This window comes from Erwinia sp. ErVv1 (assembly GCF_900068895.1).
Lineage (GTDB): Bacteria > Pseudomonadota > Gammaproteobacteria > Enterobacterales > Enterobacteriaceae > Erwinia.
This window is the reverse complement of record NZ_CDPK01000007.1, coordinates 167,005-181,114: the sequence shown is the minus strand read 5'-3', so window position 1 is coordinate 181,114 and position 14,110 is coordinate 167,005. Positions and strand designations below refer to the sequence as shown.

General features: G+C 56.8%; 12 protein-coding genes and 1 riboswitch. Of the genes, 5 read left to right on the top strand and 7 right to left on the bottom strand.

The annotated features are described in order from the left end of the window. Nucleotides 1-129: 129 nt before the first annotated feature. Entirely contained in the window at nt 130-798 is a 669-nt protein-coding gene (locus A1830_RS12390; protein ID WP_067706346.1) for a DUF1190 family protein, read from the top strand. A gap of 4 nt (nt 799-802) precedes the next feature. Further along, nucleotides 803-1,963: a glutathionylspermidine synthase family protein gene (locus A1830_RS12385; protein WP_067706343.1), complete on the top strand. Its 1,161-nt coding sequence runs from the start codon at nt 803-805 to the stop codon at nt 1,961-1,963. A gap of 33 nt (nt 1,964-1,996) precedes the next feature. Here the strand turns inward: A1830_RS12385 and ygiD are convergent, their stop codons facing one another. Further along, complete coding sequence (gene ygiD / locus A1830_RS12380; RefSeq protein ID WP_067706179.1) at nt 1,997-2,785, bottom strand: 4,5-DOPA-extradiol-dioxygenase; 789 nt, start codon at nt 2,783-2,785, stop codon at nt 1,997-1,999. Nucleotides 2,786-3,090: 305 nt separating this feature from the next. Beyond that, the gene (gene ribB / locus A1830_RS12375; protein WP_067706178.1) at nt 3,091-3,747 is read right to left on the bottom strand and encodes a 3,4-dihydroxy-2-butanone-4-phosphate synthase; all 657 of its coding nucleotides are present in this window, start codon (nt 3,745-3,747) and stop codon (nt 3,091-3,093) included. Between the two features lie 108 nt (nt 3,748-3,855). After that, nucleotides 3,856-4,007, bottom strand: a riboswitch (FMN riboswitch). Between the two features lie 164 nt (nt 4,008-4,171). Here ribB and A1830_RS12370 point away from each other — a divergent pair. Further along, the gene (locus tag A1830_RS12370) at nt 4,172-4,543 is read left to right on the top strand and encodes a ubiquinone biosynthesis accessory factor UbiK (RefSeq protein ID WP_067706176.1); all 372 of its coding nucleotides are present in this window, start codon (nt 4,172-4,174) and stop codon (nt 4,541-4,543) included. 174 nt (nt 4,544-4,717) lie between these two features. Here the strand turns inward: A1830_RS12370 and hldE are convergent, their stop codons facing one another. From hldE to A1830_RS12355, 3 genes are all read right to left on the bottom strand, one after another. After that, on the bottom strand, nt 4,718-6,145 hold the full coding sequence (hldE, locus tag A1830_RS12365; protein ID WP_067706174.1) for a bifunctional D-glycero-beta-D-manno-heptose-7-phosphate kinase/D-glycero-beta-D-manno-heptose 1-phosphate adenylyltransferase HldE: 1,428 nt from the start codon (nt 6,143-6,145) through the stop codon (nt 4,718-4,720). A gap of 108 nt (nt 6,146-6,253) precedes the next feature. Then, nucleotides 6,254-9,088, bottom strand: coding sequence for a bifunctional [glutamate--ammonia ligase]-adenylyl-L-tyrosine phosphorylase/[glutamate--ammonia-ligase] adenylyltransferase (glnE, locus tag A1830_RS12360; RefSeq protein ID WP_067706339.1), 2,835 nt, complete (start codon nt 9,086-9,088; stop codon nt 6,254-6,256). 62 nt (nt 9,089-9,150) lie between these two features. Continuing rightward, nucleotides 9,151-10,455, bottom strand: a complete 1,305-nt coding sequence (locus A1830_RS12355) for a CYTH domain-containing protein (RefSeq protein WP_067706172.1) — start codon at nt 10,453-10,455, stop codon at nt 9,151-9,153. A gap of 290 nt (nt 10,456-10,745) precedes the next feature. Here A1830_RS12355 and A1830_RS12350 point away from each other — a divergent pair, with 290 nt between their 5' ends. Beyond that, nucleotides 10,746-11,366: a TIGR04211 family SH3 domain-containing protein gene (locus A1830_RS12350; protein ID WP_067706170.1), complete on the top strand. Its 621-nt coding sequence runs from the start codon at nt 10,746-10,748 to the stop codon at nt 11,364-11,366. 144 nt (nt 11,367-11,510) lie between these two features. Next, nucleotides 11,511-12,740 (top strand): multifunctional CCA addition/repair protein, encoded by a 1,230-nt coding sequence (locus A1830_RS12345; RefSeq protein ID WP_067706168.1) that lies wholly within the window; start codon nt 11,511-11,513, stop codon nt 12,738-12,740. A gap of 44 nt (nt 12,741-12,784) precedes the next feature. Here the strand turns inward: A1830_RS12345 and bacA are convergent, their stop codons facing one another. Both bacA and folB read right to left on the bottom strand, forming a co-directional pair. Next, complete coding sequence (gene bacA, locus A1830_RS12340; protein ID WP_067706166.1) at nt 12,785-13,603, bottom strand: undecaprenyl-diphosphate phosphatase; 819 nt, start codon at nt 13,601-13,603, stop codon at nt 12,785-12,787. A gap of 143 nt (nt 13,604-13,746) precedes the next feature. After that, nucleotides 13,747-14,106, bottom strand: a complete 360-nt coding sequence (gene folB, locus A1830_RS12335; protein WP_067706336.1) for a bifunctional dihydroneopterin aldolase/7,8-dihydroneopterin epimerase — start codon at nt 14,104-14,106, stop codon at nt 13,747-13,749. Nucleotides 14,107-14,110: the final 4 nt, after the last annotated feature.

Sequence of the window (14,110 nt, the reverse complement as noted above, 5' to 3'; positions counted from 1 at the left end):
CGGGCGTATTTCAGCAATATCAAACGTATAGCTATGTAAATCAGGCCCTATACCCTCCCCACATCGCTTCATTTTTCGCCGCTATTCCCCTATTCTATGGGTTTACCTTTGGGCTCAGGACAGAACATGATGAAACGGACTAAAAAAATTAATTATGCCTCCTTCCGCAAAAGCTGGAGCGCACGACATTTAACGCCGGTGGCCTTCGCGGTCACGGCAGTATTTATGCTGGCCGGTTGTGAAAAGACCGATGAAACGGTTTCGCTGTATCAGAACGCGGATGACTGCTCCAGCGCAAACCCTGGCAAAAGCGAACAGTGCAAAACGGCCTATAACGACGCGAAGAAAGAAGCGGAAAAAACAGCGCCAAAATATGCCAGCCGTGAAGCCTGCGTGGCTGAATTTGGTGAAGGCCAGTGTCAGCAGGCACCTGCTCAGGCGGGCGTCGGCACAACTAACGCCGAATCTCAGCAGAGCGGCAGCTTCTGGATGCCGCTGATGGCAGGTTATATGATGGGCCGGATGATGGGCGGCGGCGCAGGCTTTGCGAAACAGCCGCTGTTTACCTCACGCGCGCCAAACAGCCCGGCAAACGGCAAGTTTGTAGATGCCAGCGGCAAAAGCTTCGGCGCGGCGACGCCGGGCCGTACCATGACCGTGCCGAAAAGCGCGCTGGCACCTAAACCTGCGACCACCAGCACGGTGACCCGCGGTGGGTTTGGCGAAAGCGTGGCTAAGCAGTCCTCCATGCAGCGCAGTAGCGCAGCTTCCGGCTCCAGCCGGTCATTTGGAGGCTGATACCGTGAAGCGTCTTTCTATTCCTGAACGTTCCGGCTGGCGTGAGAAAGCGACCGAATACGGTTTCCGTTTTCACACCATGCACGGTGAACCCTACTGGTGCGAGGACGCGTACTACCAGTTTACCCTGCAGCAAATTGAAACGCTGGAGGATGTGACCAGCGAGCTGCATCAGATGTGTTTGCAGGTCGTGGATAAGGTGGTAAACAGCGAAGAGCTGCTGATCAAATTCCGTATTCCTAAGCATACCTGGGACTTTGTCCGTTCGTCATGGAAAACCAGCCAGCCGTCGCTCTATTCACGACTGGATCTGGCCTGGGACGGCACCACCGATGCCAAACTGTTGGAAAACAATGCGGACACGCCGACTTCGCTTTACGAAGCCGCTTTTTTCCAGTGGATCTGGCTTGAAGAACAGCTGGCCAGCGGCGTACTGCCTGCCGGCAGCGATCAGTTCAACAGCCTTCAGGAACAGCTGATTGAACGCTTTGCTACCCTGCATCAGCAGCACGGATTCAGTTGGATACATTTCGCCTGCTGTCGTGATAGCGATGAAGATCGTGGAACCGTTCAGTATCTCCAGGACTGCGCCACGGAGGCGGGTCTGCCGAGCGAGTTTCTGTTTATGGATGAAATCGGACTGGGCGAAAAAGGGCAGTTTACCGATCTTAACGATCAGGTGATCGGCAACCTGTTCAAGCTTTACCCCTGGGAATTTATGCTGCGCGAAGTATTTTCAACCAAGCTGAATGACGCTGGCGTGCGCTGGCTGGAGCCAGCATGGAAAAGCATCCTGTCCAATAAAGCGCTGCTGCCGATGCTGTGGAAAATGTTCCCCAACCATCCTAATCTCCTGCCCGCTTATTTTTCCGAAGACAACGTTCCGGCCATGGACAAATACGTGGTCAAACCGCTGTTTTCTCGCGAGGGGGCCAACATTCGCATCATTGAAAACGGACAGGAAATTGCCCGCGTAGACGGGCCATACGGTGAAGAAGGCACCATTGTTCAGCAGTTCCATCCGCTGCCGAAGTTTGGCGACAGCTATACGCTAATCGGCAGCTGGCTGGTGAACGATCGCCCGGCCGGTATTGGCCTGCGAGAGGATCGGGCGCTGATCACCCAGGATCTCTCCCGCTTTTATCCTCATGCGTTTATCGACTAACCGCAGTGGATTAACTCTTCAGAAGCAGGTGGCTTAGCCACCCACCTGCACTGAAAGCATACTGAGCGATCCCATTACCACACCCTCAACCGGAATCGACACGGCCTCGTTTGGCGTGCGCGATCCCAGCACATACAGCAGTGGCAGATAGTGCTCCGGTGTGGGATTCGACAGCGCTGCCCCTTCATGCTGCATAAAGTTAACCAGCGGATGCGCTGCTGCTGCCCCTTCCCATGCCACATTTTCGCGCACATAGGCATCAAATGAGGTCGCCCAGGGATACGCCTCGGCCTCACCCTGCCAGCGCGCCATTCGCAGGTTGTGCACCACATTACCGCTGGCGACAATCATTACCCCCTGTTCGCGAAGGGCAGCAAGCTTGCGGCCCAGCTCGAAATGAAAGGCTGGCGGCTGGGTACCATCAACGCTCAGCTGTACGACCGGTATATCGGCATTGGGGTACATTTTGATCAGCACTCCCCAGGCGCCATGATCTAACCCCCACTCCCGGTCCATCTGCACGTTAACCGGCGAAAGCGCCTCTGCAATTTGCTGTGCCAGCTGCGGCGAACCGGGTGCCGGATAGCGTGTATCAAATAGCGCCTGCGGGAAGCCGCCAAAATCATGAATGGTACGTGGTGTTTCCATCGCCGTGACGGCCGTGCCGCGCGTGTACCAGTGTGCAGAGACAGCAATAATCGCCCGCGGTCGCGGGAGCGTTTCGCCCAGCCTGCGCCAGGTTTCGGTATAGATATTCTCTTCCAGCACATTCATCGGGCTACCGTGGCCAAGGAAAAGTGCGGGCATACGTGACTGACTCATGATAAATCCCCTAAACGTGTCGGCTTAATGACGCTTACATTACGCCCATTTTCGTGGGGATTAACGCGGATAAGGATGATGAAGTTAGTCAGGAAATTTGAAGATAGCGCGATGGAACTAACAAAGCGTATTGAAGGACCAAAGCATTCTGGGGCAAAAGGGATGCTGAGATATGAGACACGTACAGAAGAAGGGGGAGATAAGGTTGAATGAATGCTGAGATATCCCCCTCAACGGGCAGAACACCCAATGGGTTTGAAATAATCGCCGGACAGGAGCTTTACGCCCCCACCCGGCAATGGGTGTCAGCTTGCCTGCAGCGTTTCGTGGCTGCGGCGCCAGGCCACCAGATCTTCGATGGTGACGACAGGCATATCATGCTGCCTGGCGAATACCACCACTTCCGGTGCATGAGCCATGGTGCCGTCGTCATTCGTCAGCTCACACAGCACGCCCGCAGATTTAAAACCGGCCAGCGTAACCAGATCCAGCGTGGCCTCGGTATGACCGCCTCGGGTCAGCACCCCGCCATCGCGGGCGCGAAGCGGGAAAACGTGTCCAGGACGATTTAAATCGCTCGGCCGGGCATCATCGGCAATCGCGGCGCGAATAGTGGTGATACGGTCTTTGGCGGAAACGCCGGTGGTAACGCCTTCAGCGGCTTCAATCGTCACGGTGAAACCCGTCCCGTAGGCGCTGGTGTTGTTGTCCACCATCATCGGCAGTTCAAGCTGGCGCAGGCGCTGTTCGTTCAGGCAGAGGCAAACGATGCCGCTTCCGTGACGAATAGTCAGTGCCATTTGCTCAACGGTCATCGTTTCGGCAGCGAAAACCATATCGCCCTCGTTTTCACGATCTTCGTCGTCCAGCACCATTACGCCACGGCCGTCCTTGAGAGCGGCAATGGCGCGTTGTACACGCTGTTCAGGCGTGCCAAATTCAGAAAGTAGCGTCTGATTCATGGTAATAAAACCTTATAAAATGTATCGGTTACCAGAACCAGGGCATGCTTAGGAGTGTCATGCAGTGACAAAAAATAACGGCAGAACGGGCGCAGGCCCGACAGCATACGTTACTCTCTCCCATCCGGACTTTAACCGTCGGCTCCGGGATCACACCGGATCTGCTGACCTTCAAACCGGCTGGTCTGAAGCGCTCGCGGGCTTTCGGCCTCAGCCGATTTACCGCCGGTGGGGAATTTCGCCCCGCCCTGAGAATAAGCATATAGTATTTACATCGCAAACTAATATAACGCCGAAGAAACCACAGGGCAATGAACAAAACTGGCAATAAGTTATCCATTTTGTGGCTTTACTGTTTTCAGGTTTATCCTTTCTGGTTATAGCATTACACTTACAGAAACTTTGCCGCTATCAGGAAGCCGCCATGATTGACCCAAAAAAAATTGAACAACTCGCCCGTCAGGTTCATGAATCCATGCCGAAAGGGATCCGCGAGTTTGGCGACGACGTGGAAAAGCGCATCCGCCAGACCTTGCAGTCACAGCTGACGCGGCTGGATTTAGTCAATCGCGAAGAGTTTGACGTTCAGACGCAGGTGCTGTTGCGCACCCGCGAAAAGCTGAGTGCGCTGGAGCAGCGCATCGCCGAGCTGGAAAGCCGGGGTACCACATCAGCCAATACTCCAGTTACCGCTCCAGCTGCTGCTCCGGCTACCGCTCCAACTACCGCTCCAACTACTGCTCCGGCTGCCGCTCCAGTTACCACCTCAGAGAGTACCAAGACAGAAGATCTCTAGCCGGAACTGCGACATTGACAGCAGGACCCGTTATAAACAAAAAGGCCGATCGCAGGATCGGCCTTTTTGTTTTCTGGATCGTCCCAGTCCCAGTCCCAGCTTATTCACCTTCGGCGCTAAGCCAGTGTCTGGTCTGGGTTCTTTGCCGGACCGACGGCCAACGCCCGAATGCGCTTATTTTTTAGCCTGGATGGCCCTGATGATATTGCTGGTTGAAATGCCATCTTCAAAGTTCAGCACGCGAACGTCGCCGCCGTTTGCCCAGACTTCCTTGCTGCCCGCGATCTCTTCAGGCTTGTAATCCCCGCCCTTCACTAACAGATCCGGCAGGATGCTGGCAATCAGCCGCTGCGGCGTATCCTCTTCAAAAGCCACCACCCAGTCGACGGCTTCCAGCGCACCCAGTACGATCATACGGTTAACCAATGGGTTCACCGGGCGGCTTTCGCCCTTAAGCCGCTTCGTCGACGCATCGCTGTTTACCGCCACAATCAGCCGGTCGCCCAGCTTGCGCGCGTTGGCCAGGTAAGAGACGTGTCCGGCGTGAAGAATATCGAAGCAGCCATTGGTCATAACCACTTTTTCGCCGCGACGACGCGCCAGCGCAACGGCTTCCTTCAACTGCTCTTCACTCATCACGCCAAAACCGGATTCCGGCCTGGCACGAATGGCATTCTCCAGCTCTACCGGTGAAACGGTCGAGGTGCCCAGCTTACCGACTACCACGCCAGCTGCCGCATTCGCCAGGAAGCAGCTCTCTTCCAGGGTGTTTCCTGCCGCCAGCGCCGCTGCCAGCACGCCGATTACCGTGTCGCCCGCGCCCGTCACGTCGTAGACTTCCTGCGCCTGGGTCGGCAGGTGGAACGGCGTTTTACCCGGCTGTAGCAGCGTCATACCATTTTCTGAACGCGTGACCAGCAGCGCGGAGAGTTCAAATTTCTCCATCAGTGCCATACCGCGCGAAACGATCTCCGCCTCATCTTTACATTTGCCGACGACGGCCTCGAACTCGGAGAGGTTGGGCGTCAGGATGGTCGCACCACGATAGCGTTCAAAGTTCGTACCTTTTGGATCCACCAGCACAGGTACTTTCGCCTCACGGGCGAGGCTGATGATGGTTTCGACGGTAGCAAGCGCGCCCTTATCATAGTCCGACAACACCAGTGCACCGGTATCAGGCAGCGCCTGCCTGACGCGCTGGTGCAGCGGCTCGGGATCGATACCGTCAAAGCCCTCTTCAAAATCGAGGCGGATCAGCTGCTGGTTACGCGAAAGCACACGCAGCTTGGTGATGGTCGGGTGGGTTGAGACGGGAACAAAATCACACTGCACATTTACACCGCTCAGGGCGGCGTTCAGCGCCCGTGCGGCATCGTCGATGCCGGTTAACCCCACCAGCCGCGATGCCGCCCCCAGCGATGCAATATTCATTGCGACGTTGGCCGCGCCGCCGGGACGCTCTTCGATATTATCGACCTTAACCACTGGAACCGGAGCCTCAGGGGAGATGCGGCTGGTAGGGCCATACCAGTAGCGATCCAGCATGACGTCGCCAACCACCAGAACGCCCGCACGGTTAAACTCGGGCAGTGTAATTTTCATTCCAGACACTCCTGGCATAAGTCAAAAATAGTGCGCGCGATGATAGCACAAGCTGGTTATCCCGCACATTGACCCTTTATCTTTCAGGGCCAACCTCTGTTGCGCGACTCACTCACCAAACCAGCGTTGCCAGCTGGCTTGCACGACCGCTTTCTCATGGCTGAACGTCTCGGGGAGCACATGGCCAGGCATTGCCTCCAGCGCCAGGTGATGAAGTGCATCGCGCAGAGTGATATAGGCGCTGGTCAATGCCCGGGCCTCCTCCTCCTCCATCAGCCCATGGCTGGCCATAAGCTCGAGTATCCGCACGTTATCAGACCAGCGGGTCAGCGCGGGCAGCGCAGCCGCATGGCGCAAAACCAAATACTGCGTAATAAACTCAATATCCGTTATGCCGCCCCGGTCGGCTTTAATATCCCAGCGCTCCTTGTTCTTACCGGCGAGGTGCGAATACATCTTTTCACGCATGTCGCGCACCTCTTTTTGCAGCGCCGCAGGCTCCCGTGGCAGGCACAAAATACCGCGACGGATGGCGTTAAAGCGCTGGCTCAGGGCCGGATCGCCGAAGACAATGCGGGCGCGCACCAGCGCCTGATGCTCCCAGGTCCAGGCTTCCTGCCGCTGATAGTCATCAAAGGCATCGAGCGTGCTGACCAGCATGCCCGCCGCGCCAGAAGGTCGCAGCCGGGCATCCACCTCGTAGAGAATTCCGGAGGAGGTACGGGTGCTGAACAGGTGCATAATGCGCTGTGCCAGGCGAAGATAAAACTGCCGGCCATCTATACTGCGCTCACCCAGTGTCACCGCCTCGACCGGGCAGTCATGCAGAAAAACCAGATCCAGATCGGAGCTGTAGCCCAGCTCCCAGCCGCCCAGTTTGCCGTAGCCTGTGACGGCAAATCCACGCCCCCCATCGTCCTGAAGATGTGAGGGCCGCCCATAGCGCTGCGTCATCATCTGCCATGCCTGCATGACAACCTGCTCAATGATCGCCTCCGCCAGCCATGTCAGGTGGTCACTGACCTTCATCACCGGCAGCGTTTCGGCGATATCCGCCGCCGCAATGCGCAAAAGCTGAGCCTGCTTAAACTGCCGCAGCGCCTCCAGCTGCTGCTCCTCATCCTCTTCTGGAATACGCAGCAGATACTGCCGGAGCTCATCACGGTAGGCATCCGTAGCCGTTGGCTGGTAGAGCGTAGCCGGATCCAACAGCTCATCCAGCAGCAGCGGATAGCGGGCAAGCTGGCTGGCCACCATGGGCGAGGCGGCGCACAGCCGAATCAGATGCTTCAGTGCCCCGGGGTATTCCGTCAGCAGCTCCAGGTAGGTTGAGCGGGTAACCACGCCCAGCAGCAGCGGCGTGAGGCGTTCAAGGGTCACCGCCGCATCTGCCCGCGGGCAAACCTCCGCCAGCAGTCGCGGCATCAGCTGATCGAGGGCCTGGCGGCCACGGGGGCCAATCGTACGTTTATCCGTATCCTGCCGAAACGCGTTGATCGCCTTAAGTAGCGCCGCCGTCGCACCCGCGGGCAGATGCGGAACCAGCGGGGCCAGTTCGGTCTCCTCCAGTCGATCCTGCCAGAGCACGCCATACTCCCCGACCTCTTTGCTGCTGTCTGCCTCAGGCGCATCGTCGCCAATCAGCTCGTCAAAAATCGCCCGTACCGCAGACATGTGCTGTTCCAGCTGCTGCTGGAGAACGGACCAGTCGGGTACGCCCATCGCCCATGCCAGCCGTGCCTGGTTAAGTGGGTCCACAGGCAGGGTCTGGGTCTGTTCATCGTTGATGCTTTGAAGCAGGTTTTCCAGCCGACGCAGAAACTGCCATGCCTGATGTAGCTGCTCAACCTGTCCGGCGGGAAGCAGCCCCAGTTCACCCAGCGTTTGCAGGGTCGGCAATAGCGCGCGGCGCTGGAGCGCCCGTTCGCGGCCACCGCGGATCAGTTGGAAAACCTGAACGATAAATTCAATTTCCCTGATACCGCCCGCGCCCAGCTTAATATTGTCTTTCAGACCGCGACGCCGCACCTCCCGGGCAATCATACTTTTCATATTACGCAGGGACTGAATGACGCTGAAGTCGATATAGCGGCGGTAAACGAAGGGACGCAGTGTCTGCTGTAGCTCCTGGCTCCAGTGGTCATCCCGATCGCCCATCACCCGTACTTTGACCATCGCATAGCGTTCCCAGTCGCGTCCCTGCTCCTGGTAGTAGTCCTCCAGCGCGGCAAAGCTCAGCACCAGAGGCCCACTGTCGCCAAAGGGTCGCAGACGCATATCCACGCGATACACAAAGCCCTCTACCGTGGGCTGGTCCAGCACCTTAATCAGCCGCTGGCCCAGTCGGGTGAAAAACTGGGCGTTGTCCAGCTCGCGTCGACCGCCCTGTGTCGTACCGTTTTCGGGCCAGGTAAAGATCAGATCAATGTCAGAGGAGAAGTTCAGCTCACCGCCCCCCAGCTTACCCATGCCGAGGATCAGCAGCGGCTGCGGTTCACCCTGCGCATTCACCGGCGTGCCGAATTCGCGGCAGCAGGCCTGCCACAGCCAGTCCCGCGCCGCGACAATCAGCAGCTCAGCCAGAACGCTCAGCTGTTTCAGGGAATCCTCCGTGCTGCTGGTCGCCAGCGCCTGCATCCAGGCAATACGGGTCAGCATATGGCGACGAAAAAGCCGCAGCTCGCGCATCAGGGTGGGTTCATCCGATACCTCTGCCAGCTTTACCGCCAGCCACCCCTGATAATGCTGCCATTCATCTGCCTGAGGAGGCTGCTCCCTCAGCCTCTGCCACCACGCCGGATGGCGACTCAGGTTCTCGCAGATAAAATCACTGAAAGCCAACACGCTCTGCTCAGCAAGCGTCAGCTCACCCAGAGAGGCGGGTAAACGTCCTGCCTGCGCTGCCATTAAAGGAGGCAGAGACGTGTGGGGCAATGGCAGCATAAACACTCCCTAATGTGACAAATGATCGGTGCACGCATGCCTGGCCGCGCTGAGCCGGGCAGTCAGACGCTACCGTTTTTCCAGAATGCCGGATGCTTAAGGGCCTGACGGCAGTACGCATCAAGGTTTGCGGTCTGATTAGACTCAATGCCCTGCGCCAGCTGCTGCCAGTCTCCTAGCCACGCAGCGACCGCTTCAGATGGGTAAGCCCCGGCCAGCAGGCGCGCGGCCAGCAGTTGGCGGTTCAGGCGAGTCAGCTTGTCCTGATACTCATTGAACTGGCGGATGCGGTGAAAGGTCTCTTTGAGATCGGCGGAGAGGCGGCCCAGCATAATATCGCAGAATCGCTTAAAGGATCCCTGTAGCCTGGTCTCCGACTTGCTATCAATAAAGCCGCGCCAGCGCTCGGTGGCTATCCAGTTAGTGAGTGCTAACTGGGTCTGTAATGAGAGGAGACTAAAGCAGAGGACCTCCGGCTGGAGGTTTTCTTCCAGCAGCACCTCCTCAAGGCCGGTAAGCGACTGACGCAGCGCGCTACTCGCCTTACGCGGCACCAGCGCGCCGAACAGGGAGAAGGCCTGACGCAGGCTTTCCAGCGCCTGACGAATTTCATGTAGCGCCGCCGTTTCGCCGCGCAGCCAAAGCTCTTCGTGGTACTGCCACTGGGTAAGCGCCAGCGTAAAGGCTGCCCGCATCCCCTCTTCTACCGTTGCTTTCGGTTTAACCTTTAGCACCGGCATAGGGCGCGGTTCAGGCTGCGTTTTACCCTGTGCCAGCGCATAGCCGCGCGCGGCTTTACTTTTGCTGCCGAGACGCAGCCCACCAATGGTTGACAGCGCTTCAGCGAACGCCAGCAGATCCTCACGCTGACCAGATTTAAGCTCAAGCTCAATTTCACTCAGCGCTTCGCTCTCATTACCCGCACTGACCTCGCCGAGGTCAAAAGCAACCTCAATCTCGCTTTGCAGATAAGTGACCACCCACTTTTCCCGCACGAAATGGGTGCTGAACAGCGGCTTTAGCTGCTGTTGCAGCGTGGCCAGATCGGTCCCTGCGGGCCAGATCTCCGCCGGTAACAGGGCGATGTCCAGTTCTGGCTTCTCCAGAGCGACATTGTATTCCGGACGCTGGTGGAGGCCGCCAAGGGTCTGCCCCGCTGTTTTCAGCGTCATTTCATAGCTGTCGCCGAAGCCGCGAATGCGCAGTCCCATATCCCAGCGGCGCAGCTGGCTGCTTTCAGTTTCAAAATAGATATTAGTCAGCTTTTGTGGCGCACTGTGCTGATGTGGCCAGGCGGCAAGTCGGCCTGGCAGATTTTCAGCAGCAGCAGGTGTGGCGATGAACTTTAACTCGATTTCGATGGTCATATTTTCTTAATCAAATGATTACCGGCATGGTAAATGGATGTGCGCCTGATGATGCCTCGCCGTTGTTATGGACTCTGCGCGTTATAAATACGGCAGCCAGCGAGGTTTTTCTCAGTCAGTCATAACGTGAAGAGTAATGCAGAATTGCCGTGGCTGTCTCGGCTTTCTTATGCTTTTACGACCCGGCTCGCCATGCCCTGAGACCAGGAAAGTTCTCATTCAGCTTTATGCGAGGCGCCTCCAGACTGTGCCATTACTTTTTTCCCGGATTCATGTAAAAAAGATATCGAATGAAAAAAATTAACTTAATTGGCCTTACTTTACTGACATTTAGCGTTGCTGCTACCGTTCACGCCGAAGAGAAACGCTATATTTCTGATGAACTCTCCACCTGGGTTCGCAGTGGCCCCAGCAATGATTATCGCCTGGTCGGTACGCTGAACGCGGGCGAAGAAGTGGAGCTGCTGCAAACCAATGACGCCACCAAATACGCGCAAATTCGCGACTCAACGGGCCGTACCACCTGGATCCCCCTTGCGCAGCTCAGCGAACAGCCCAGCCTTCGTACGCGCGTCCCACAGCTGGAACAGCAGGTTAAACAGCTGACTGACAAACTGGCCAATATCGATGGAAGCTGGAATCAGCGGACCGCCGAAATGCAGAAGAAGGTTGCCGGCAGCGACGGTGCCATTAATAACCTGAAAAATGAGAATCAGAAGCTAAAAAATGAGCTGGTGGTGGCACAAAAGAAAGTGAGCGCGGCCAACGTTCAGCTCGATGACAAGCAGCGTACCATTATCATGCAGTGGTTTATGTATGGCGGCGGCGTGGCCGGCGTCGGCCTGCTGCTTGGCCTGCTACTGCCGCATATGATCCCCAGCCGTAAGAAAAAAGACCGCTGGATGAACTAGGCTTAGCGTATGCCGGGACGAAAAGGACATCCATTGATGTCCTTTTCGTCGTGGGCCAATACCGCGTAAGCCTGCCCGCCGGTGGTGGGAGAACGCCGGGCGTTCACGTATGATGCCTGAAACGACACAACGAGGAGCGCAGTAGTGGAGACTTACCTTGTCGGCGGCGCGGTGCGCGATGCCCTGCTTGAATTACCGGTCACTGATAAAGACTGGGTGGTAGTGGGCGGCTCGCCGGAAGAGATGCTCAATAATGGCTATCAGCAGGTCGGTCGCAACTTCCCGGTTTTTTTACATCCTGACTCGCATGAAGAGTATGCGCTGGCCAGAACTGAGCGAAAAAGCGGTGCGGGCTATACCGGTTTTAGCTGCTATTTCGCCCCCGATGTGACGCTGGAGCAGGATTTACAGCGGCGCGATCTGACCATTAATGCCATTGCCCGCGATAAAAACGGGGTGTTGTACGATCCCTGGGGCGGACAGCAGGATATTGTCCAGCGCCAGCTGCGTCATGTCTCTGCCGCCTTTAACGAAGATCCGCTGCGCGTGCTGCGGGTTGCGCGCTTTGCTGCGCGCTTTGCCCATCTGGGTTTTACCGTCGCGCCAGAAACGCTCGGACTGATGCGCAGCATGGCCGCCAGCGGTGAGCTGGACACGCTAACGCCGGAACGCGTTTGGAAAGAGACGGAGAAGGCTCTCGAAACGCCCTCCCCCCAGGTCTATTTTCAGGTGCTGCGTGACTGTGGTGCGCTGGCGGTGCTCTTCCCCGAGCTGGACAACCTTTATGGCGTCCCGGCACCTAAAAAGTGGCATCCCGAAATTGATACCGGCGTGCACACGCTGATGACGCTGGCCATCGCCGCACAGCTCAGCAACGAGGTCGATGTCCGCTTTGCCACGCTGTTTCACGACGTGGGTAAGGCGCTGACGCCCCCCGAATTGTGGCCCAGCCACCATGGACACGGTGCCGCTGGCGTCCCTTTGGTTAGCGCACTCTGTCAGCGTTTACGGGTGCCAAACCACCTGCGCGACCTGGCGCTGCTGGTTACGGAGTTTCATGATGTGGTGCATACCATTGAGCGGCAGCCGGCAGCGGCGTTAGTGGCGCTGTTTGACCGGATTGATGCCTGGCGCAAGCCACAGCGTATTGACCAGATAGCGTTGACCAGCGAAGCGGACGCCCGTGGGCGAACCGGTTTTGAACAGAATGCGTATCCGCAGGGACGCTATCTGCGCGAGGCGTTTAACGTCGCGCTGGCCGTATCCACAAAAGAGGTCGTTGCGGCGGGGTTTAAAGGAAGTGAAATTCGGCAAGCGCTGACGAAGCGCAGGATTGTCGCGCTTGAGCGCTGGAAAACGGAGAACGACGCTTAGGAAAACCGGGCCATTCGGCCCGGCTTCATCGCCTCTTCGGCCTATCAGACGAAGATCATATAAACCGCAGCCGCAATAATAAAACGGTAGATGGCGAACGGGACGAAGGAGATATTCTGAATCAGCTTCAGGAAGACTTTGATCGCAATCAGCGCCACCACAAAAGCGGTAAGAAAACCGACGGCAAACATCGGCATGTCACCCATCGTCAGGAAGCCCACACTTTTATAGAGATCCAGCACCGTGGCGCCCATCATCATCGGTACGGCCAGAATGAACGAGAACTCGGAAGCAGCATAGCGGCTGACCCCCATTAACATCCCGCCAGAGATGGTCGCGCCTGAACGTGAGAAACCCGGCCAGAGCGCCAGGCACTGAAAGCAGCCAATGACGAAAGCCTGACGGTAGGTGACGTCATCCAGGCCCACTGCCCTGGGCTGTTTAGGCTTAAGGTATTCCGCCGCGAGCAATAGCACGCCGCCAACCACCAGGGCATACATCACATTGACCGGGTTAAACAACGTCTTGATGGCGTCGTGTAAGAGCAGGCCTACAACGACAGCTGGTGCCATCCCCAAAAGAATATGAATCAGCGTAAGATGCCCTTTGCCGGTCCCCTCATGCGGCACTTTGCCGAAATGGATGCCGATAAGGCCAAACAGGCGACGCCAGAACATGACGACAACCGCTAAGATTGAGCCGAGCTGGATGACGACCTCGAAGGTGTCCGCTTTATCCCCTTCAAAACCCAACAGATGACCGACTATGATCATGTGCCCGGTGGAAGAGACGGGAAGAAACTCCGTCAGGCCCTCAACAATGCCGAGTATTGCTGCCACCCATAGCTGATGAATATCTGCCATCAATTACTACCCCTGTCCGTATCAAAATCATTTAAAAGACGGCTGCCCGAGGCTACCGCCAAATTGTGCCCGTAAAAACCGGGCCAACTTTAAAACAGAGCATAATGTGGGGGGGTTTCATCGTGATGGCAATCATATTGCACTTATTTAGGATTAGTCCCGCGCTCAATCACCACGCCCACCTGAGCGGCCTGCGCCACCGCCCCGGGCTTGCTCAGTTTAATCCGTACCCAGGGAGAACTGAAACGCGTCAGCAGCAGTGAGGCAACCTCTTCTGCTACGCGCTCAACCAGCGCAAATTTGCCAGCGGACACATGGTCAATAATGGCCGCAGAGATATCCGCATAGCTCAGGCAGTCATTCACATCATCGCTGGCCGCCGCCCGGCGGTTATCCCATGCCATTTCAACGTCGAAAACCAGCTTCTGCTGAATAGTTTGTTCCCAGTCATAGACACCAATAGTGGTGATAACCGTCAGTTGTTCTATAAATACAATATCCATAATA

Excerpts from the sequence above, each read along its gene's own strand:
- folB (WP_067706336.1), bottom strand. The coding sequence starts at position 14,106 with ATGGATATTGTATTTATAGAACAACTGACGGTTATCACCACTATTGGT.
- ygiD (WP_067706179.1), bottom strand. The coding sequence starts at position 2,785 with ATGAGTCAGTCACGTATGCCCGCACTTTTCCTTGGCCACGGTAGCCCG.
- A1830_RS12355 (WP_067706172.1), bottom strand. The coding sequence starts at position 10,455 with ATGACCATCGAAATCGAGTTAAAGTTCATCGCCACACCTGCTGCTGCT.
- A1830_RS12390 (WP_067706346.1), top strand. The coding sequence starts at position 130 with ATGAAACGGACTAAAAAAATTAATTATGCCTCCTTCCGCAAAAGCTGG.
- ribB (WP_067706178.1), bottom strand. The coding sequence starts at position 3,747 with ATGAATCAGACGCTACTTTCTGAATTTGGCACGCCTGAACAGCGTGTA.
- A1830_RS12370 (WP_067706176.1), top strand. The coding sequence starts at position 4,172 with ATGATTGACCCAAAAAAAATTGAACAACTCGCCCGTCAGGTTCATGAA.
- bacA (WP_067706166.1), bottom strand. The coding sequence starts at position 13,603 with ATGGCAGATATTCATCAGCTATGGGTGGCAGCAATACTCGGCATTGTT.
- glnE (WP_067706339.1), bottom strand. The coding sequence starts at position 9,088 with ATGCTGCCATTGCCCCACACGTCTCTGCCTCCTTTAATGGCAGCGCAG.
- A1830_RS12350 (WP_067706170.1), top strand. The coding sequence starts at position 10,746 with ATGAAAAAAATTAACTTAATTGGCCTTACTTTACTGACATTTAGCGTT.
- hldE (WP_067706174.1), bottom strand. The coding sequence starts at position 6,145 with ATGAAAATTACACTGCCCGAGTTTAACCGTGCGGGCGTTCTGGTGGTT.